At 70.8% G+C, this 20,380-nt stretch carries 16 protein-coding genes; 4 read left to right on the forward strand and 12 right to left on the reverse strand.

All coding sequences use genetic code 11. The features are described from left to right. Positions 1-27 precede the first annotated feature (27 nt). Both HNR07_RS15940 and HNR07_RS15945 read right to left on the reverse strand, forming a co-directional pair. Positions 28-507, reverse strand: a complete 480-nt coding sequence (locus HNR07_RS15940) for a type II toxin-antitoxin system PemK/MazF family toxin (protein WP_184372101.1) — start codon at positions 505-507, stop codon at positions 28-30. Positions 508-633: 126 nt separating this feature from the next. Continuing rightward, positions 634-1,218, reverse strand: a complete 585-nt coding sequence (locus HNR07_RS15945; protein ID WP_312893823.1) for a TetR/AcrR family transcriptional regulator — start codon at positions 1,216-1,218, stop codon at positions 634-636. A gap of 40 nt (positions 1,219-1,258) precedes the next feature. Here HNR07_RS15945 and HNR07_RS15950 point away from each other — a divergent pair, with 40 nt between their 5' ends. Genes HNR07_RS15950 through HNR07_RS15965 form a run of 4 tightly spaced genes read left to right on the forward strand, consistent with a single transcriptional unit; the run spans position 1,259 to position 5,206 of the window. Further along, positions 1,259-2,515 carry an acyl-CoA dehydrogenase family protein gene (locus tag HNR07_RS15950; RefSeq protein WP_184365673.1) on the forward strand — a complete coding sequence of 419 codons (1,257 nt, stop codon included), beginning with the start codon at positions 1,259-1,261 and terminating at the stop codon, positions 2,513-2,515. Next, a complete protein-coding gene (locus tag HNR07_RS15955) occupies positions 2,512-3,366 on the forward strand; it encodes an SDR family NAD(P)-dependent oxidoreductase (RefSeq protein ID WP_184365674.1) in 855 nt (284 codons plus the stop codon). The genes HNR07_RS15950 and HNR07_RS15955 overlap by 4 nt, the downstream gene beginning before the upstream one ends. After that, a complete protein-coding gene (locus HNR07_RS15960) occupies positions 3,363-4,112 on the forward strand; it encodes an SDR family oxidoreductase (protein ID WP_184365675.1) in 750 nt (249 codons plus the stop codon). The genes HNR07_RS15955 and HNR07_RS15960 overlap by 4 nt, the downstream gene beginning before the upstream one ends. After that, positions 4,109-5,206, forward strand: a complete 1,098-nt coding sequence (locus HNR07_RS15965; RefSeq protein ID WP_184365676.1) for a phosphotransferase family protein — start codon at positions 4,109-4,111, stop codon at positions 5,204-5,206. The genes HNR07_RS15960 and HNR07_RS15965 overlap by 4 nt, the downstream gene beginning before the upstream one ends. A gap of 36 nt (positions 5,207-5,242) precedes the next feature. Here HNR07_RS15965 and HNR07_RS15970 read toward each other — a convergent pair whose 3' ends face one another. From HNR07_RS15970 to mrdA, 10 genes are all read right to left on the reverse strand, one after another. After that, positions 5,243-6,130, reverse strand: coding sequence for an alpha/beta hydrolase fold domain-containing protein (locus HNR07_RS15970; protein ID WP_184365677.1), 888 nt, complete (start codon positions 6,128-6,130; stop codon positions 5,243-5,245). A 320-nt stretch (positions 6,131-6,450) separates the two neighbouring features. Next, a complete protein-coding gene (gene proB, locus HNR07_RS15975; protein ID WP_184365678.1) occupies positions 6,451-7,623 on the reverse strand; it encodes a glutamate 5-kinase in 1,173 nt (390 codons plus the stop codon). A gap of 99 nt (positions 7,624-7,722) precedes the next feature. Continuing rightward, positions 7,723-9,087, reverse strand: coding sequence for a GTPase ObgE (gene obgE / locus HNR07_RS15980; RefSeq protein ID WP_184365679.1), 1,365 nt, complete (start codon positions 9,085-9,087; stop codon positions 7,723-7,725). A gap of 144 nt (positions 9,088-9,231) precedes the next feature. Then, on the reverse strand, positions 9,232-9,492 hold the full coding sequence (rpmA, locus tag HNR07_RS15985) for a 50S ribosomal protein L27 (protein ID WP_017583463.1): 261 nt from the start codon (positions 9,490-9,492) through the stop codon (positions 9,232-9,234). 12 nt (positions 9,493-9,504) lie between these two features. Beyond that, the gene (gene rplU / locus HNR07_RS15990) at positions 9,505-9,816 is read right to left on the reverse strand and encodes a 50S ribosomal protein L21 (RefSeq protein ID WP_017583464.1); all 312 of its coding nucleotides are present in this window, start codon (positions 9,814-9,816) and stop codon (positions 9,505-9,507) included. A 280-nt stretch (positions 9,817-10,096) separates the two neighbouring features. Beyond that, positions 10,097-13,330, reverse strand: coding sequence for an Rne/Rng family ribonuclease (locus tag HNR07_RS15995; protein WP_184365680.1), 3,234 nt, complete (start codon positions 13,328-13,330; stop codon positions 10,097-10,099). Between the two features lie 158 nt (positions 13,331-13,488). After that, on the reverse strand, positions 13,489-14,271 hold the full coding sequence (locus HNR07_RS16000) for a TIGR03936 family radical SAM-associated protein (RefSeq protein ID WP_246420332.1): 783 nt from the start codon (positions 14,269-14,271) through the stop codon (positions 13,489-13,491). A gap of 701 nt (positions 14,272-14,972) precedes the next feature. Beyond that, on the reverse strand, positions 14,973-16,910 hold the full coding sequence (locus HNR07_RS16005; RefSeq protein ID WP_184365681.1) for a TIGR03960 family B12-binding radical SAM protein: 1,938 nt from the start codon (positions 16,908-16,910) through the stop codon (positions 14,973-14,975). Positions 16,911-17,062: 152 nt separating this feature from the next. Continuing rightward, entirely contained in the window at positions 17,063-18,247 is a 1,185-nt protein-coding gene (rodA, locus tag HNR07_RS16010; protein WP_184365682.1) for a rod shape-determining protein RodA, read from the reverse strand. Further along, positions 18,247-20,379 (reverse strand): penicillin-binding protein 2, encoded by a 2,133-nt coding sequence (gene mrdA / locus HNR07_RS16015; RefSeq protein WP_184365683.1) that lies wholly within the window; start codon positions 20,377-20,379, stop codon positions 18,247-18,249. Before mrdA ends, rodA begins: the two co-directional genes overlap by 1 nt. Position 20,380: the final 1 nt, after the last annotated feature.

Consider the following 20,380-nt stretch of genomic DNA (forward strand, 5'->3'; position numbering starts at 1 on the left):
TGCGGGTCCGGAACTCGCCGGGAGCGCTCAGCTCCAGCCATAGCGCTCCTTCAGGACAGCGGCGACCTTCCAGAAGAGGCGCTCGTCCATCACGGCGGCCTCGCGGCGGATGGCGGCCTCGTCGAACTCGAAGAGGCGGTCCACGCGCACGTAGGAGTCGCGGCCCTCGCCGTCCCAGGCGCCCGCGCCGATCGGCAGCCAGTCCTGGCGCTCGCGCTCGTCGGGGGCCTGGGAGGAGAGCATGAGGCCGTGCAGGCGCTTGCCCTTGCGGCCCACCACGAGCAGGGGGCGGTCCTTGCCCTGCGCGGCGTCCTCCTCGTAGGGCACCCAGGTCCACACGATCTCGCCCGCGTCGGCGAGGCCGTCCTGCTCGGGCGCGTACACGAGCTTGGTGGCGTTGCGCCCGGTGGGGACCTCGCGGACGGCGCCCTCGTGGGGGTGGGCGTCACCGTTCCGCGAGGAGGCGGCGGGCCGCTGGGCGTCGCCGTTGCGCGGAGCGTCGCCGATGCGCTGGGCGTCGCCGCGGCTCTGGGTTCCAACGCTCGGCCGCGGGCTGTTGTACTGCGTCGTCTCTCGGTTCACGCCCCGCATCCTAGAACGTGTCCGGCCCCCACGCGGACGGCTCCGCCGGGGTCAGCTCAGGTCCAGCAGGGCCCGCAGGGCGCGGACGCAGTGGTCCGTCTCGGCTGCCAGGCTCCGGGGGCGTTCCGTGGCGGGGGTGGCGCTCCAGCGCAGGGCGCGGGCCTCCACGTAGGCGGTCCAGGCGTCGGTGACCGGGGCCGCGGAGTCGGGCAGGCCCAGCAGGTCGCGCACGCGGGCGCCCATGGTCTCGCGCAGGTCCTCCACCAGTTCGCTGTCCAGGGTCACCGAACCCCCGCCGAACACCAGCGCCAGGTACGATCCCCGACGGCGGTCCACCTGTTCGTGAAAGCGCTCCACGAACTGGGCGACGGCGTCCCAGCCGGTCAGGTCCTCGTCCGGGGCGGTGTTGCGCACCACCCGGCGCCCGGCGGCCGCGACCACGGCGTCGTGGAAGGCGGTCTTGTTCGGGAAGTAGTGGAACAGCAGCCCCCGGGAGATCCCGGCCTCCTTGGCGACCTCGTCCACCGCCAGTTCCTGGATGGGGCGCTCCACCAGCATCCGCAGGCCGATCCCGACCAGTTGACGCCTGCGTTCGTCCTGGGTCATCCGCGTCCGGCGCGGAGCTTCCTCGTTCACACTATTGAGCATTGCTCAATAAGATCGTAGTGTCAAAGACATGGACTTCGCACCCTCCCCGCGCGCCGCCGACCTGATCGAGCGGGTCCGCGCCTTCATCGAGACCGAGATCGACCCCGTCGAGGAGGACTACCACCGCGACCTCGCCGCCCGCCGGGTCGATGGCGACCCCTGGCAACCCCTGCCCGTGATCGAGGAGCTGCGCGCCAAGGCCCGCGCCCGGGGACTGTGGAACCTCTTCCTGCCCGCCGGGCACGAGGGCCCCTACGCCGAGCGCTTCGGCACCGTCGGCGGGGCCGGGCTCAGCAACACCGACTACGCGCCCGTCGCCGAGCTCACCGGCCGCTCGCACCTCGCCCCGGCGGTGTTCAACTGCGACGCACCCGACAGCGGAAACATGGAGGTGCTGCTCAAGTACGGCTCCGAGGAGCAGAAGGAGCAGTGGCTGGAGCCGCTGCTGGACGCCCGCGTCCGCAGCGCCTTCTGCATGACCGAGCCCGGCGTCGCCTCCTCCGACGCCACCAACATGGAGCTGCGCGCGGAGGTCAGGGGCGAGGAGGTCGTGGTCAACGGCCGCAAGTGGTGGTCCACCGGCGTCGGCCACCCCGACTGCGAGCTCCTCATCGTCATGGGTCTGACCGACCCCGAGGCCGACCGCCACCACCGGCACACCATGGTCATCGTCCCCCGCAGCGCCCCCGGTGTGAGGGTCGAGCGCCTCCTGGACACCATGGGCTTCAAGGACGAGCCGGGCGGTCATGGCGAGGTCACCTTCACTGACGTGCGCGTACCCCTGTCCAACGTCATCGCCGGGCCCGGACGCGCCTTCGAGATCGCCCAGGGCCGCCTGGGACCGGGCCGCGTCCACCACTGCATGCGTCTGATCGGCCTGGCCGAGAAGGCCCTCGAACTCGCCTGTCGGCGCGGCCTGTCCCGGACTGCCTTCGGCAAGCCGATCGCCAACCTGGGCGGCAACCGCGAGCGCATCGCCGACGCCCGCATCGCCATCGACTCCACCCGCCTCCTGGTACTCAACGCCGCCTGGAAACTCGACCAGGGCGGGCCGCTGAACGCGCTCAGCGAGGTCAGCCAGATCAAGGTGGCCGCGCCGAACATGGCCCAGCAGGTCATCGACTTCGCCATCCAGCTGCACGGCGGCGGCGGCATGTCCAACGACTTCCCGCTGGCCGGGGCTTGGACCAGCGCGCGGGCGCTGCGCCTGGCCGACGGCCCTGACGAGGTGCACCGCGGGGTCATCGCGCGCCTGGAACTGATGAAGCACGGAGCCCGCAGATGAACAAGACGAACGCTCCGGGCCGCCGTGTCCTGGTCACCGGCGGAGCCTCCGGGCTGGGCGCAGCCCTGGTCTCGGCCTTCGCGGCGCGCGGTGACCGGGTGCTCGCCACCGACCTCGCCGAGCAGGCCCCCGAAGCCCTCCCCCGGGGCGCGGAGTACCTGCGCCTGGACGTGACCTCCGACGACGACTGGACGGCCGCCCTCGCCCGCGTGGAGGAGGCCTGGGGCGGGCTGGACGTGCTGGTCAACAACGCCGGGGTCGCGGCCGGCGGGCGGATCGACCACCTCACCCTGGACGACTGGCGCTGGATCACCGAGATCAACCTGTTCGGCGTGGTCCGCGGCTGCCGAACCTTCACCCCGATGCTCAAACGGCAGGGCTCCGGGTACATCGTCAACACCGCTTCGGCCGCCGGGCTGATCCACCCACCGACCATGAGCTCCTACAACGCCGTCAAGGCCGCGGTCGTGGCGCTCAGCGAGACCCTCCAGCACGAACTCGCTCCCTACGGCGTCACCACTTCGGTGGTGTGCCCGTCGTTCTTCCGCACCAACCTCGCCTCCTCCCTGCGCGGCGGCGACCCCGCGGTGGAGGCCTCCGCGGGCAAACTGATCAACGGGTCGAAGCTGACCGCCGACGAGATCGCCGCCGAGGTGCTCAAGGGCATGGACCGCCGCAGGCCGGTCATCCTCACCGACCGGGCCGGCCGGACCGCCCTGCGCGCCAAACGCTGGCTGCGCCCCCTCTACGACCGCACGATGCGCCGGACGGCCGAGGGCGTCCGCCGCCGCGTCGAGCGAGGCGGCCCCGCCGCGAAGACCGGAACGACCAGCACGGAGAAGCACGCATGAGCAAGGGAACGATCCTGATCACCGGGGCCTCGGCGGGCCTGGGCGCGGAGATGGCGCGCCAGTTCGCGACCCTCGGCTACGACCTGGGCCTGTGTGCCCGGCGCACCGAGAAGATGGCCGCTCTCAGGGAGGAGATCGCGGCCGCCCACCCCGACCGCCGGGTGGTGCTCAAGGCCCTGGACGTCACCGACGACGAGGCCGTCTTCCGGGTCTTCAAGGAGCTGGCCGCGGAGTTCGGCACGGTGGACCGGGTCATCGTCAACGCGGGTCTGGGCAAGGGCGCCGCGCTCGGCAGGGGCCGCTTCGACGCCAACCGGCAGACCGCCATGACCAACTTCGTGGGGGCGCTGGCCCAGTCGGAGGCGGCCATGGAGATCTTCCGCGAACAGGGCCGCGGCCACCTGGTGATGATCTCCTCGATGTCGGCCCTGCGCGGGATGCGCAAGGCCATGACCGTCTACGCCGCCACCAAGGCCGGGGTGGCCGCCATCGCCGAGGGCCTGCGCTCCGAACGCGTGCCGGGCCTGGACGTGTCGGTGGTCTACCCGGGCTACATCCGTTCGGAGATGAACGAGCACGTCGCCCAGAAGACCCGCTTCATGGTCGACACCGAGACCGGTGTGCGCTCCATGGTCGCGGCCATCGAGAAGCGCAGGGCCAGGGCGTACGTCCCGGCCTGGCCGTGGGTGCCGATCGGTTTCCTGATGAAGCGCCTGCCGCTGTCGGTCGTCAGGAAGCTGACATGAGCGAGCCCTCCGCTGGGGAACGTGTCCCGGGGGCGCGCGAGGTCCGCGCCGAGGACGCCTTCGACGCGGCCGCGGTGGCCGAGTGGCTGCGCGGACACGCCGGGGCCCCGGACGGGCTCGACGGCGTCCCGGAGGTCCGCCAGTTCTCCGGCGGCGCCTCCAACCTCACCTACCTGCTGCGCTACCCCGGGCGCGATCTCATCCTGCGCCGTCCCCCGGCCGGCAGGAAGGCGGCTGGCGCGCACGACATGGGCCGCGAGTACCGGGTCCAGTCCCGGCTGGCCCCGGTCTTCCCGTACGTGCCCGCGATGGTGGCGTTCTGCGCGGACACCTCGGTGATCGGCTCGGAGTTCTACGTCATGGAGCGCATGGCCGGGCCGATCCCCCGCAAGGAGCTGCCCCCTGACGTCTCCCTCTCCCCCGAGGAGGTCCGGCGGCTGTGCGTGAACGTCCTGGACCTGCTGGCGGACCTGCACTCGGTGGACACCGGGGCGGCGGGACTGGGCGGGTTCGGCCGCGGCGAGGGCTACGTCGCCCGCCAGGTGGCCGGGTGGTCCAAGCGCTACCGCGGAGCGAGGACGTGGAACGTGGGTTCGTTCGAGAAGGTGATGGCCTGGCTGGACGCCAACCAGCCCCGGGACCGCCGGACCTGCCTCATCCACAACGACTTCCGGTTCGACAACGTCGTCCTGGACAGCCGGGACCCCACCCGCCCGGTCGGCCTCCTGGACTGGGAGATGGCGACTCTGGGCGACCCTCTGATGGACTTGGGCGGGGCTCTGGCGTACTGGGTGGAGGCCGACGACGGCCTCCTCTTCCGCCAGTTCCGCAGGCAGCCCACCCACCTGGAGGGGATGCTGACCCGCGCCGAGGCCAGGGACCACTACCTGGAGCGGAGCGGCATCGAGCTCACCGAACGCGAGTGGGCGTTCTACGAGGTCTTCGGGCTGTTCCGGCTCGCGGTCATCTGCCAGCAGATCTACTACCGCTACCACCACAAGCAGACCACCAACCCGGCCTTCCGGTTCTTCTGGCTGGCCTGTCGGCTGCTGGAGAGGCGGTGCCGGGGGATCATCCGACGCGCCGAGGGCTGAGGCCTGCCCGGCCTCCGCACGGCGGCCGGGCAGGCCTCACAGCTCCTCGACGGTGCGCATGATCCGCTCGCGCGCACTACTGCCCTCGGGGACCGGGACCAGCGGGTGGATGTGGAAGGCGCCCTGCTCCTCGTAGATGTGCGAGTCCCCGCCCACTTCGGTCACCAGCTCGTGTAGACGTCGTGTGTCCGGCAGCAGCAGGTCGCGGGTACCGATGTAGAGGTCCATGGGCGGCAGGGCCGCCAGTTCCCCGTAGACCGGGCTCAGCCGGGGCAGTGACAGATCGTCCCCACCCGCCCAGACCCTGGCCGCCTCGACCATGCCCACGGGGCTCAGCCAGGGGTCGCGCTCCTCCACATCGGCGATGTCCGGGTTGGACATCGTCATGTCGGCCCACGGGGAGATCAGGACCAGCCGTACGGGCTCCGGCAACCCCGCCCCCGGCAGGGTCTGGGCGAAGGCGAGCGCGAGCCCGCCACCCGCGGAGTCACCGGCCAGCAGCGTGCGCTCGGGAGCGACGTCCGCCAGCAGCTCCCGGTAGGCCTCCGTAAGGAACGGGAAGGCCTCCCGGTAGGTGTGTTCGGGGGCCAGCCCGTAGATCGGCACCTCCACCCGGCAGCCGGCGTCGGCCATCCGGGAGATGAGTACCCAGTGCCAAGCGGTGATCTCGGTGACGTAGGTGCCCCCGTGCAGGTACAGCACGGCCTTGCGCGGCTGCTCCACCGTCCGGGGCAGCACGGTGTACACGGAGAATCCGCCAACCTCGCGAAGGGTGATCCAGTGCCGCCCGGTGAGCCAGAGCGGCGGGTGCGGTTCCTCCTTGGGCCCGTGCAGCCACTCCCGGGTCTCCTCCGCCGACTCCAGGGTCGGTTTGCGGAAGACCCGAAGGGCCAACGACGCCAGGCGTGTCACGAGACTCGACATGGATGGAGCCACCCTCCTCAGGACGTCCTGTCATGGAGCCTTTCACGAACGCACGACAACGCTGGCGGAGGGGGCGGCGTGCCGGCCACCCCGGCCGGTTTTGATCCCCCCTGAAGATGATCTTGCTGCCGGGAGCGGGATCGGCGCCTTGGGTTTCGGTGGTACGGCGCTCCTGGCGGCAAGATCATCGGGGGCAAGCGGGTTGTGGGAGCGGGATCAAGGGCACCGCGTTCCCGCCGGGCTGAACCCCGGGAACCGGCCCCGGACATGGCGAAGGCCGGGCCGGGGTTCAGCGCCCCGGACCGGCCTTCGGTTGCTGTTCATCCCCGCTCGAGCAGCACGAGGTCGTCGCGGTGGACCAGTTCGCGTTCGTAGGAGGGACCCATCTCGCGGGCCAGCCAGCGGGTGGAGCGGCCCATGAGGTCGGGGACCTCGGCGGCGTCGTAGTTGACCAGGCCGCGGGCGACCACCGCGCCCTCCTCGTCCCGCAGGTCGACCGGGTCCCCCGCGGTGAAGTCACCCGTCACCTTCACCACACCTGCGGGGAGCAGTGAGGCCTTCTCCTTCACCACGGCCTTCACCGCGCCCGGGTCCAGGACCAGGCTGCCCCGGCCGGCGGTGGCGTGCGCCAGCCACAGCTGACGGGCGGAGGGGCGGCGGCCGTCGGCGGCGGCGAAGAACGTGCCCACGCGCTCGCCGGACAGGGCCGCGCGGGCGTTGGCCGCCGAGGTCAGCAGGGTAGGCACGCCCGCTTCGGTGGCGATCCGCGCCGAGTCCACCTTGGTGACCATGCCGCCGGTGCCCACACCGCGCTTGCCGGTGCTGCCGATGTCGATGCCGTCCAGGTCCGCCCGGCCGCGCACCAGGCGCACGATCGAGGTGCCCTCGTCGGCCGGATTGCCGTCGTAGAGCGCGTCCACGTCCGAGAGCAGCACGAGGGCGTCGGCGCGCATCAGGTGGGCCACCAGGGCGGCGAGGCGGTCGTTGTCACCGAAGCGGATCTCGTGGGTGGCGACGGTGTCGTTCTCGTTGACGATCGGCAGGGCGCCGATGTCCAGCAGGCGGCGCAGGGTGCGCTGGGCGTTGCGGTGCTGCACCCGGCGCATCATGTCCTCCACCGTGAGCAGGACCTGGGCGGCGGTCAGCCCGTGCCCGGCCAGTTCGGCGGAGTAGGAGGCCAGGAGCAGGCCCTGACCGACACTGGCCGCGGCCTGCTGGGAGGCGAGGTCGCGCGGACGGCGGGTCATGCCCAACGGGGTCATCCCCGCGGCCACCGCACCGGAGGAGACCAGGATCACCTCCTGTCCGAGGGCTCGGCGGGCCACCAGGACCTCGACCAGGTCGCGGATCCGGCCCGAGTCGATCAGCCCGTCCGGGGTGGTCAGTGAGGAGGACCCCACCTTGACCACGATCCGGCGCGCCTGGCCGACCGCTGTGCGACCGGCCGACTCCAGGGAGTCGGCGTACTGCTCTTCGATATCTGCGCTGTGCACCACGAGGGGCTTTCCATCCGTGGCACGGCGCCCTGCCCGGGCGCCGTGCTCCTACCTGTGTGGGTCCGGCTGGTGTGGAGCGGTCGGTCCCCGCGCGGGTCAGCCCAGCCGGGCGTCGGTTCCGCGCGGGCCGGACGGGACGGCCTCGGCGTCCATGGAGTTGTCCCAGTCGAAGACCACCGAGTCCTCCTCGGTACCGATGTGCACCTCGGCGCCCTGCGTGGCGCCGGCCTTGGCCAGCGCCTCCTCGATGCCCAGGCGGTTGAGGCGCTCGGCGAGGTAGCCGACGGCCTCGTCGTTGGAGAAATCGGTCTGGCGCACCCAGCAGGCGGGCTTATCGCCGCGCACCTGGAAGGCGTTGTCGCCCAGCGGCACGACCTCGAAGGGCACGTCACCGATCATCTTGGGCCGCAGCACGATGCGGGTGGGCTCCTCGGGCGGGGTGGCCTCGCGGGCCGCGGTGACCTGCTCGCCCAGGGCGAAGGAGAGTTCGCGCAGGCCCTCGCGGGAGGCCGCGGAGACCTCCATGACCTTGTAGCCGCGCTCCTGGAGCATGGGGGTGACCATGTCGGCGAGCTCGCGCGCCTCGGGCACGTCCACCTTGTTCAGGGCGACGATGCGCGGGCGGTCGGACAGGTCCACCCCGGCCTGCTCGCCGTAGGCGGCCAGCTCGGCCTCCAGGGCGTCCAGGTCGCTGACCGGGTCGCGGCCCGGCTCGTAGGTCGCGCAGTCCAGGACGTGCAGCAGGGTGGAGCAGCGCTCGATGTGGCGCAGGAACTCCAGGCCCAGGCCCTTGCCAGCGCTCGCGCCCGGGATCAGGCCGGGGACGTCGGCGATGACGTACTGGGTGGCGCCAGCCTCCACCACGCCCAGGTTCGGGATGAGGGTGGTGAAGGGGTAGTCGGCGATCTTGGGCCGGGCCGCGGACATGGCGGCGATCAGCGACGACTTGCCGGCGCTGGGGAAGCCCACCAGGCCGACGTCGGCGATGGTCTTCATCTCCAGGCGGATGTCGAAGGCCTCGCCCTCCTCACCCTTGAGGGCGAAGCCGGGGGCCTTGCGCTTCTTGGAGGCCAGCGCGGCGTTGCCCAGGCCGCCGCTACCGCCCTGGGCCAGCACCAGGCGGGTGCCGTGGCCGACCAGGTCGGCGATGAACTCACCGTCGGCCCTGGTGACCACGGTGCCGTCGGGCACGGCCAGGACCAGGTCCTGGCCCTTGGCCCCGGCGCGGTGGCCGCCCTGGCCGGGCGTGCCGTTCTGGGCGTTGCGGTGCGGTCGGCGCTGGTAGTCCAGCAGCGTGGCGGTCTGGCTGTCGACCTCCAGGACGACGTCGCCGCCCCGGCCGCCGTTGCCGCCGTCCGGTCCGCCCAGCGGCTTGAACTTCTCACGGTGCACGGAGGCACAGCCATGCCCGCCGTTCCCGGCCTTGACGTGCAAGACCGCCTCGTCGACGAAGTCAGGCATAACTCTCCCCGTTACTCATGGGGCCGCCGCCACCTGGCGGAGACCGGGTACTGCACACGTGTCAACAGTGACTCAGTAGTGACAACGCGAAGGGCGGGCCAGTGTTCCCTGGCCCGCCCCGAAAAACCGCTGTTACGGCGCAGCCTATTCGGCGGCGGCCGGAACGATGTTGACGGCCTTGCGGCCGCGGAAGCTGCCGAACTTGACCTCACCGTCGACCAGCGCGAACAGCGTGTCGTCGCCACCACGGCCGACGTTGGCGCCCGGGTGGAACTTGGTGCCGCGCTGACGGATCAGGATCTCACCGGCCGAAACGGACTGACCGCCGAAGCGCTTCACGCCGAGGCGCTTGGCGTTGGAGTCACGACCGTTACGGCTGGAAGATGCGCCCTTCTTATGTGCCATTTCTCCAGCCTCCTACTTCGCCGCGATGCCGGTGACGCGCACCTGGGTGTGCTTCTGGCGGTGACCCTGGCGCTTCTTGTAACCGGTCTTGTTCTTGTACTTCATGATGTTGATCTTGGGGCCCTTGGTCTCGCCGAGGACCTCGGCGGTAACCGTGTAGCCGCTCAGCTTGTCGGCCTCGCTGATGACGTTGTCACCGTCGACCACAAGGATGGGCTGCCAGGTAAGGGTGGCGCCGGTCTCGTCGGAGACCCTGTCGATGTTCAGAACGTCATCGACAGACACCTTCTCCTGTCGGCCGCCCGCTCGCACGATCGCGTACACCGGGTAACTCTCTTCCTGCTCGCTCAACGAATAATGCGCTCACTCATGACCGTGATGCCACGATCCACGAATCGCCTGTAGCGGGGCGAGGGGATCTGAGGGAAACAAACCCACCTTGGTGGAGAGCACTGCGGTCTCGGGGCGCGCGAACATTCGAGGCGCGCCGAGGCACCGTCCATCAGATTACCACCGACCCGACACAGGCCCGCACACATGTCCTGGCCCGGACCGGTTCGTTACCGGTTCCGGGCCAGGCTGCTGTCCCGCCTTGACCGTGAGGTCAGCCGGCGTCGACCGCGGTGGACCCACCGGTCGGTGAGGTCACCGCCGTCTTGGTCCGCCGTGTACGGCGACGCTTGGGACGCTCGGTCGCGCCCTCAGCGTCCCCGTCGGCGGGTGTCTCGGCGGCGTCGGCGTCCGAGGCCTGATCGGTGCCGCTCGCCTGCGCCTGCTCACCGGCACCGCTGTCGGCGGCCGCGGCCGCCTTGCGGGTACTGGTGCGCCGACGGGTCCTCTTGGCCGGGGCCTCCTCGGCCGCGGGGGCCTCGGTCTGCTCCGGGGTCTGGTCGCCCTGTTCCACGGCGGGCTCCGGCGCGGCCGCCTCGGCCGCTGCCGCGGTCTCCACGGGCTCGACGGCCTTCTTGGCGCGGGAGGAACGCTTACGCGTCTTCTTCGCCGGGGCGGACTGCTCGGCCTCGGGGGCCTCGACGTCCGGTGCGAGCTCGGTCACAGCGGCCGGGCCCTCCTCAACCGCAGCGTCCGGGGAAGAACCGGCCTGCTCGGCCTCGGCCGCCGGTTCGGCGGCCTTGCGGCCACGACTGCGCTTGGTCGCCTTCTCTGGCTTGTCGGCCTTCTCCGGCTTGTCGCCCTTGTCGGCCTTCGTGGCGGGCTGCTCGGCGCTCTCCTCGGCCTCCGCGGGACGGTCGTCGCCGTCCTGCTTCTCGGCCTTGTCAGCGGCCCCGTCGGCCTCGCCCTTGCCCTTCTTCTTCTTGCGACCGGTGCCGCCGGCTCCGCCGCCCTTGTTCTCCACCGGGTCGCTGGAGATCAGCAGGCCGCGACCGTTGCAGTGGTCACAGGTGTGCGAGAAGGCCTCGAGCAGCCCCTGGCCGACCCGCTTACGGGTCATCTGCACCAGACCGAGCGAGGTGACCTCGGCCACCTGGTGCTTGGTCCGGTCCCGGGACAGGCACTCCAGCATCCGACGCAGCACCAGGTCGCGGTTGGACTCCAGCACCATGTCGATGAAGTCGATGACGATGATGCCGCCGATGTCGCGCAGGCGGAGCTGGCGGACGATCTCCTCGGCCGCCTCGAGGTTGTTCTTGGTGACCGTTTCCTCGAGGTTCCCGCCCTGGCCGGTGAACTTGCCGGTGTTGACGTCGACCACGGTCATGGCCTCGGTGCGGTCGATGATCAGCGAACCGCCGCTGGGCAGGTACACCTTGCGCTCGAGAGCCTTGTTGATCTGCTCGTCGATCCGGTACTCGGAGAAGACGTCGCGGTCCTCGTCCCAGTGCGACAGGCGCTCGGCGAGGTTGGGCGCCACGTAGTCCACGTACTCGTGGACGGTGGTCCAGGCCTCTTCACCCGCGACGACCAGGCTGGAGAAGTCCTCGTTGAACACGTCGCGCACCACGCGCACCGTCAGGTCCGGCTCGCTGTTGAGCAGGGACGGGGCGTTGGCCGACTTGGACTTGCGCTTGATCGACTCCCACTGCTTGGCGAGACGGTTGATGTCGCGCTCGAGCTCCTCCTCGCTGGCACCCTCGGCTGCCGTACGCACGATCACACCGGCGCCGGAGGGCATCACCTTCTTGAGGATGGTCTTGAGGCGCGCCCGCTCCTTGTCCGGGAGCTTGCGGCTGATACCGGTCATCGACCCGCCGGGGACGTACACCAGGTAGCGGCCGGGCAGGCTGATCTGGCTGGTCAGACGGGCACCCTTGTGGCCGACCGGGTCCTTGGTGACCTGTACCAGGACCGACTGGCCGGACTTGAGCACCGACTCGATGCGCTTGGGCTGGCCGTCCAGGCCGAACGAGTCCCAGTTGACCTCGCCCGCGTACAGCACGGCGTTGCGGCCCTTGCCGATGTCGACGAAGGCGGCCTCCATGGACGGCAGCACGTTCTGCACCCGGCCCAGGTACACGTTGCCCACGTAGGAGCGGTGCGTGGCCCGGTCCACGTAGTGCTCGACGAGGATGTCGTCCTCGAGGACGGCGATCTGGGTGCGGTCGCCGATCCGGCGCACGACCAGGTCGCGCTTGACGGCCTCGCGGCGGGCCAGGAACTCGGACTCGGTGACGATGGGCGCGCGGCGGCGGCCCTGCTCACGGCCCTCGCGGCGGCGCTGCTTCTTGGCTTCCAGGCGGGTGGATCCGCGGACCGCCTGGACCTCGTTCTCGATGGGCCGTTCCTGGCGCGGTTCGCGCACCTTGACCACGGTGTTCGGCGGGTCGTCGTTGGTGGACTCGCCGCCGGAGGCCGAACGCCGACGGCGGCGACGACGGCGACGGCTGCTGCCGCCGCGCTCGCCGTCCTCACCGTCCTCGGAGTCCTCACCGGAGGCCTCCTCGGCGCCGCTCTCCCCGGCGTCGGCGCGGTCGTCCCTCTCACGCTGCTTGGCGGTGCTCTCGGCGGGCCCGGAGTCGCTCTGGGCGTCCTCGTTGTCCTGGTCCTCGCCGGTGCGCGAGCGGCCGCGGCCACGACCGCCGCGGCGACGACGGCGACGGCTGGGGCGCTCGTCCGAACCGGTCTCCTCGGCCGGGCTCTCGGCGGACTCCTCCTCGGTGTCCTCCTCGGGCTCGGTCTCCGCCTCGACGACCTTTTCCTTCTTGGGCTTGGTCTGAGCGGGAGCGCTGGCGACCGGGGGCTGGAAGAGCATGCCGCCGGGCGGCTGGAAGACGGCGCCGCCGGAGGTCTCGGCCGGGGTCTCCTCGGCCTCCTCCGGGTCGTCGTGGGTCTGCGGGGCGGGCGCCTCGGCGGCCCGGTCCGCGGTCCGGCCCGAACGGCCACGCGTCCTGCCGCGGGTCCGGCTCCTTCCGGAGTCCTTGTCGTTGTCCTTGGTGCCGCCCCGGGCCCCGGCGTCGTCCCGGACCTCGGCGGAGCCACCGGGGTCAGCGGACTCGGTGGCCTGCGCGGTACCGGCGGCGTCGTCGCCCTTGTCCTGGGCCGCCGCCCGGGTACGCGTACGGCGCGGCGCGGCGGCGGGGGCGTCGTCCGGTCGGCCCGCGGCGCGCACGGTGCGCTTGCGCGAGCTGGAAGTGCTCACCGAGGTCTTGACCGTGCCGCCCTCACCGGAGCCGGCCAGGGTGGTGACCGGCATGGCGGGCGGAGAGAAGACGTCGTCGGGTTCGGGGGGTGGTCCTGCCGCGCGGCGAGCGCCCTTGGCCGGCGCGGGCGTGGTCACCCGCACCGCGCCGTCCCCCGAAGGGGGCGTCGCCGCCTTGTTCTCGGTTGTTTCAGTTGTACCCGCGGTGCCGTCGGCACCGTTCTTGGGCTCGTTGTCGAGCATCCGGGCGGTCTCCCGTCAAAGCGCTCGGGCGCACCTCGACCTCTCGGTCGGTAGCGCGGCTCACGAGAGCTGTCGTCGCTGTGTCAGCGCCGGTGGCACCGGGGTGCCACCGGGGCAAAGTCCTGTGGTTTCGCCCATGTTCCCCGCTTTGGGACCGTTCATTGCGGCGGTCCCGCTATGGGCGATGACGGCCGTGGTGCGCGGGTGCGGCGATCGTTCGTCTGGTCGTGCGCGGGTCCGGGGCTCTCGATGGTGTGAGCTTCGGGTCGGTCCGCGTCGAACGGATCGGCGATCGCACCTGTCGCCTCGTCCAGTGGCCCCTGCGCCAGCCTGGTCATCTTCGGTGATGACAGCGGCGCGAGGTCGGCCAGTTGGCGAAGGCCGGTCAGCACGTCGTCCGGTCGTACAGCAGGTGTCGTGTGCCGTACGACCATTCGAAGTATGGCATATGTCGCGTGTCGGTCCCCTGGGGCGCGCCCGTGGGATCGGCTACACACATCAATGCCGAGAACAGCGGGGCGGGTGTCGAAGCGGCGTCGGCCCTTCTTCGTCATCCGTTCCACCTCGACGCTTTCGGCGGCCAGGTAGGCGGCCACCGCCCTGGCGGCGTCGTCGGGATCGACGTCCGCCATCTCCACGCGCCACTGGGAGGCCTGCAGCCGGTCGGCCAGACCCGGGGTGCGGGCCTCGACGACCTCGACCACGTCGATCCCGTCGGGCATGGCCGCGTCGATCGCGACCCTTACCTCTTCGGGTCGGCGCGCCTCGGCCAGAGTGAGCTCAAGATACTCCGCCTCGCTGGCGACCCCGGTGGGGGCCGCGCCCGTGTAGGAGATCTTGGGGTGTGGTGAGAAGCCAGCGGAGAACGCCACGGGTACCGAGGCCCTGCGCAGGGCTCTCTCCAGTGCCCGGGCGATGTCGCGGTGACTCGCGAAGCGCATGCGCCCGCGTTTGGCGTAGCGGACGCGAAGGCGTTGGCCGGGGCTGGCGGTGGAGGGTGAGGTGGTGCCCTCGTGTGCGGGGGGCAGCTCAACTCCTTTCCTCGGTGCCCCCTGGGTCCGGACCGGCTGTGGCGGCCCGCAGGGGCTGTTCCTCGTCCTGCTCAGCGTACGGTGCGCCGCGGTGCACATGCGCCAACAGGACTCGCATACCGGTTACCTCCCCCGACGACCCCCGATCGAAAAGTCCCGACCGGGTCCGGGCGGACTCCGCACCGGCATTCACCACCAGAACACGGGGGTCCGGAAAAAAAATCCAAAGAAATCCCGAATCCATGGCAACCCCCCGGGCGCCCCGCGAGTCTTACTTCACGTACGGCCCGGCGCGAGCGGGGCGCCGGGCCGTACACCTTCCTCCCCGGCCGCCCTCCTTCACGGGAGAGGACCTGTGGGAGAAGCTCCCCCGGCGCACGAAGCACCGGCGAGGTCGAGCCCCACGGCAGAGAGCGCCCGGAGCGCGAATCCTACTCCTCTTTCACCCGATTCACACTGGTTGCGCCAGTTTTCCCGGACATCAGCAGGCCCACAGCCCTCAGGTTCCCCGCACGGCCCCGTGGTTCACCCCCCTGAGGGGCCGATCCGCCGCCTCCGCGGTCCGGACCGGCCCAGACCAATACGACGCGGACCAGTGCGCTCCCAGGGCCTCAGAGCACGGTCAGTGGCAGCATCGGGCGGCCCCCGGCCGTGTCGTTGATCTGGATCTCGGTGCCCATCGTGGGGCACACCCCGCAGTCGTAGCAGGGGTTCCAGCGGCAGTCGTCGACCTCCAGGGACTCCTCGCCGTGCAGGGAGTCTTGCCAGTCCTGCCAGAGCCAGGAGCGGTCCAGCCCGGCGTCCAGGTGGTCCCAGGGCAGGACCTCGTCCTCGTCGCGCTCGCGGGTGGTGAACCAGTCCACGTCCACGCCGGTTCCGGCCAGTCCGGCCTCGGCCGCCCTCATCCAGCGGTCGTACGAGAAGTGCTCGCTCCAGCCGTCGAAGCGGCCGCCCGCCTCCCAGACCTCCTCCACGACCCGGCCCACCCTGCGGTCGCCGCGGGAGAGCAGCCCCTCCACGATGGAGGGGCGGCCCTCGTGGTAGCGCAGGCCGATGGACTTGCCGTACTTGCGGTCCCCCCGCAGCCGGTCGCGCAGCTTGCGCAGGCGGGCGTCCACGTCCTCGTGCGAGGTCTGGGCCGCCCACTGGAACGGGGTCTGCGGCTTGGGCACGAACCCGCCGATGGAGACCGTGCAGCGGATGTCCTTGCGCCCGGTCACCTCGCGGCCGGTGCGGATCACCTCGGTGGCCAGGTCGGCGATGGCCAGGACGTCCTCGTCCTCCTCGGTGGGCAGACCGCACATGAAGTAGAGCTTCACCTGCCGCCACCCGGCCGCGTAGGCGGCGGTGACGGTGCGGATGAGGTCCTCCTCGGTGACCATCTTGTTGATCACCCGGCGCATCCGCTCACTGCCGCCCTCGGGCGCGAAGGTCAGCCCGGACCGGCGGCCGTTGCGGGTGAGCTCGTTGGCGAGGTCGATGTTGAAGGCGTCCACCCGGGTGGAGGGCAGGGAGAGCCCGGTGTTGGTGCCCTCGTAGTGGTCGGCGAGGTTCTTGGCGATGTCACCGATCTCGCTGTGGTCGGCGCTGGACAGCGAGAGCAGGCCGACCTCCTGGAACCCGGAGGACTTCACCCCCTCCTCGACCATCTTCTGGACGGTCTGCTGGTTGCGCTCGCGTACCGGGCGGGTGATCATCCCGGCCTGGCAGAACCGGCAGCCCCGGGTGCAGCCGCGGAAGATCTCCACGCTGTAGCGCTCGTGCACGGACTCGGCCGTGGGCACGATCGGCTTCTTGGGGTAGGGCCACTGGTCCAGGTCCATCACGGTGTGCTTCTGGACCGTGTTCGGCACCCCGGGGCGGTTGGGCGTGTAGGCGGCGATCCGGCCGTCGTCGCGGTAGCTGACGTCGTAGAAGCGCGGCACGTACACCCCGCCGGTGGCGGCCAGGCGCAGCAGCAGGCCGTCGCGGCCGCCGGGTTCGCCCTCGTCCTTGAACTCGCGGATGATCTCGGTGACGGCGAGGGCGACCTCCTCCCCGTCACCCAGGACCACGGCGTCCAGGAAGTCGGCGATGGGCTCGGGGTTGAAGGCGGAGTGCCCGCCCGCCAGGAGGAGGGGGTCCTCCTCGGTCCGGTCGGCGGAACGGCGCGGGATACCGGCCAGGTCCAGCGCGGTGAGCATGTTGGTGTAGCCCATCTCGCTGGCGAAGCTCAGCCCGAGCACGTCGAAGGCGCGGATCGGCCGGTGGGAGTCCACGGTGAAGTGCGGGACCCCGTGCTCGCGCATCAACTCCTCCATGTCCGACCAGACGGCGTAGGAGCGCTCGGCCAGCACCCCCTCGCGTTCGTTGAGAACCTCGTAGAGGATCTGCACGCCCTGGTTGGGCACCCCAACCTCATAGGCGTCCGGGTACATCAGCGCCCAGCGCACTCTGGTGGAGTCCCAGTCCTTGACGACGGAGTTGAGCTCACCGCCCACGTACTGGATCGGCTTGCTCACCTGCGGGAGCAGGGCCTCAAGGCGCGGAAAGATGCTTTCGACGGACATGGTGTTGGCCTTCGATCGGCGGACATCGTGTCTGGCTGGATCACTCCAGGCTACCGGCGCCTCCCCGGCCCCGGAGGGTTGTCCACAGGCCGCGTCGAGACCGGACGGGAACTGGCCAGAAGGCCGGGGCCGCCCGGAAGGGCAGGGCGCGGTCAGAACTCGAAGCCGCGGTCCCGGGAGTTGACGCCCAGCACCAGACCGACGGCCAGCATGTTGGCGAGGATCGCGGTGCCGCCGTACGACACGAAGGGCAGCGGCAGGCCGGTCACCGGCAACAGCCCCAGTCCCATCCCGATGTTGACGAAGCCCTGGAAACCGAACCAGGCGGCCGTCCCCACGCACAGCAGCCGCGGGTACGGCAGGTCGCACCCCTGGGCGATGCGCAGGATCCGCCACAGGACCACCACGAACAGGATGATGATCGCCGCGGCCCCGACGAACCCGAGTTCCTCTCCCGCCACGGTGAAGATGAAGTCGGTGTGCTGCTCGGGCACGAACCGCCCGTGGGTCTGTTCCCCCTGGAAGAGCCCGGTGCCGTCGAAGCCGCCCGAGCCCACGGCGATCAGCGCCTGGGCGGAGTTGTAGCCCGCCCCCTGGGGGTCGGCCGCCGGGTCCATCAGAGTGGCGATCCGCTGCACCTGGTAAGGCTCCAACAGGTCGAACCACAGCACCGCGAACACCGCGACCGCACCGCTGGCGAGCATGCTCGCCACCCAGATGACCGGGGCCCTGGACAGAGCGAGCACGCCGAGGAAGATCGCGACGAGCACGAGGCTGGTGCCGAGGTCGGGCTGGAACACCACCAGCACCAGCGGCACCACCATCACCAACAGAGCGAACAGCACGTCGCGGGTCATGGGACGGGTCTCGCCGTCCCGGGGTTCGCCCAGCAGGGTGGCCAGTGCCAGGACCAGGCCGACCTTGGCCAGTTCACTGGGCTGGAACTGGAAGCCGCCGACCACGATCCAGCCGCGCGAACCGTTGATCACCGCGCCGAGCGGGGTGATCACCAGGATCAGGCCGACGATGGTCAGCAGGTAGACGATGGGCACGTACGCGCGAACCGTGCGGTAGTCCATGCTGGCCACCAGCAGGCAGGCCACCAGGGCGACGCCCAGGTGCGCCAGGTGGCGGACCAGCTGGTCCGTGGATTCGAGCGGGTTGCTCCCGTCACCGGGCAGCGTCGCCGACCACACCAGCAGGGAGCCGATCCCGCCGAGTGCCAGGACCGCGCCGACCAGAACCCAGTCGAGGCGGCGCGCTCCCCCGGCCGCCGCGGACAGGGTCCGCCCGAAGTCGCGCTGAGGACGGGTCGGGCCGCCCATGTTCGTGATCATCAGGGCTCCAGCGTCTCGATGGAACCGTCCGAGCGGACGACCGGCAGTTCGGTGTGCGGTTTACCGCCGGGCAGCAGCGGTTCGCCCCGTTCCGCGTCCTCGCTGTCGCCGGAGCCGGAGAACCCGTAGATGCCCTCGTAGATCTCGCGGGCGATGGGCGCCGAGGTCTCACCACCGGTACCGCCCTGGGAGACCAGGACCACGATGGCGTACTGCGGGTCCTCGACCGGGGCGTAGGAGGCGAACCAGGACGAGACCTGGCGCCCCTCGGCGTCGGCGCTACCGGTCTTGCCGGCCACCGCCACCTGGTCCTGTGGGAAGCCCGCGAACGCACCGCCACCGGTACCGGACGTGGTCACCTCGGCCAGGGCCTCCTGGAGGTACTCGATGGTCTCGTCGCTGACCGGCACCTTGTTCTTGACCGTCGGCTCGATCATCTCGACGCTGGATCCGTCCGCGGCGACCATCGCCTTGGCCACGCGGGGTTCGTACAGCGTGCCGCCGTTGGCGATGGCCGCGTAGGCGCTGGCCAGCTGCAGCGGGCTCACCAGGACGTCGCCCTGGCCGATCGCGAAGCTGATCGCCTCGTTGGCCCGCCACTCGAAGCCCTCCACGCAGTGTTCGTAGGCGAGCAGCTTGAGGTAGGCGGCCCGGGACGGGTCGGTCTCGGCCACCTCCGGGTAGCCCTTCTCCCCACGCTCGCAGTTGACCTCCCGGGTCTGCTCCCAGAAACTGCGCTTCCACTCGCGGTCGGGGATGCGGCCGCCGGTCTCGTAGGGCAGGTCCACGCCGGTGGGCGAGCCGAAGCCGTAGCCGCGGGCCATCTCGGCCATGGCCTCCTCCGGGTCGCCGTCGGGGTGCAGACCGCCGTCCTTGAGCCACATCTGGTAGCCGAAGTTGTAGAAGATGGTGTTGCAGGAGGCGATGATCGCCTGCTTCAGGGTGATGCTGCCCTGGCCCGCGCCCGCGTAGTTCTCGTAGCTCTGCCCGGCCAGGCTGACCGAACCGGGGCAGGCGTAGGTGCTGCGCAGCGGGTACCCGTTCTCGACCGCGGCGGACATCGACGACACCTTGAAGGTGGAGCCGGGCGGGTAGGTGCCCTGGACGGCGCGGGAGAGCAGGGGCTCCCCGGCCTCCTCGCTGAGCATGGCGTCGAAGGTCTCCTGGTCGATGCCGCCGTCCCAGATGCTGGGGTCGTAGGTGGGCACGCTGGCCATGGCCACGACCCCGCCGTTGGTGACGTCCAGGACGACGGCGGCGCCGGAGTCGGCCTTGTACTTGGGCCGTGCGCCCGCCATCCCCTTGGCCAGTGCGCGCTCGGCGACCTTCTGGACGTTCATGTCCATGTGGGTGACCAGGTGCGCGCCGGCTTCGGGGAGGCGTTCGGAGATCACGTCCATGATCTCGCCGTGGTTGTTCACGCCCAGGGTCCGCAGTCCGGCGTTGCCGCGCAGCTGCTTGTCGTAGACGGCTTCGAGGCCGTCACGACCCACCATGTCGATCCCGGTGAACTGGGTGCGCAGCTCCTCGCGTGCCTCCAGTTCCTCCTGGGTGACGGGCTGGAGGTAGCCGAGCATCTGCCCGGCGTGCTCTCCGTAGGGGTACTCGCGCACGGCCTGCGCCTGCGCGGTGATCCCCGGGAAGTCGTCGGCGCGCTCCATGATCTGCAGGGCGACGGGACCGTCCACGTCCTCGGCGAGGGTGACGGGCTGGTAGGGCGATCCGGGCCAGCAGGGCCGCTGGACCTCGGGGCCGCACAGGCGCATGCGCTGCTGGAGTTCCTCCAGGGGGACGTCGAGGACGCCGGAGAGATCGCTCAGGACCCCCTCACCGCCGTCCTCCATGCCCTGGAGCTCGTGGTAGTCGGCCGAGACCAGGAGCTGGGTCTTGTTGCTGACCACGGTGCGGCCGCTGGAGTCGAGGATCTGCCCGCGGGTGGCGGGGACGACGAGTTCCTGGTGGTGGTTGGCGACAGCGAGCTCGCGGTAGTAGTCGGCCATCGGTACCTGGAGATACCACAGGCGGGCGACCAGGGCCGCGAACAGGACCAGGACCAGGAACTGGGCGAAGACGAGACCGAACCAGCCGAGCCTGCGTCCGGGCAGGGCGGGATCCACGGGTGGCTTGCGCACC

The organism is Nocardiopsis metallicus (assembly GCF_014201115.1).
GTDB classification, from domain to species: domain Bacteria; phylum Actinomycetota; class Actinomycetes; order Streptosporangiales; family Streptosporangiaceae; genus Nocardiopsis; species Nocardiopsis metallicus.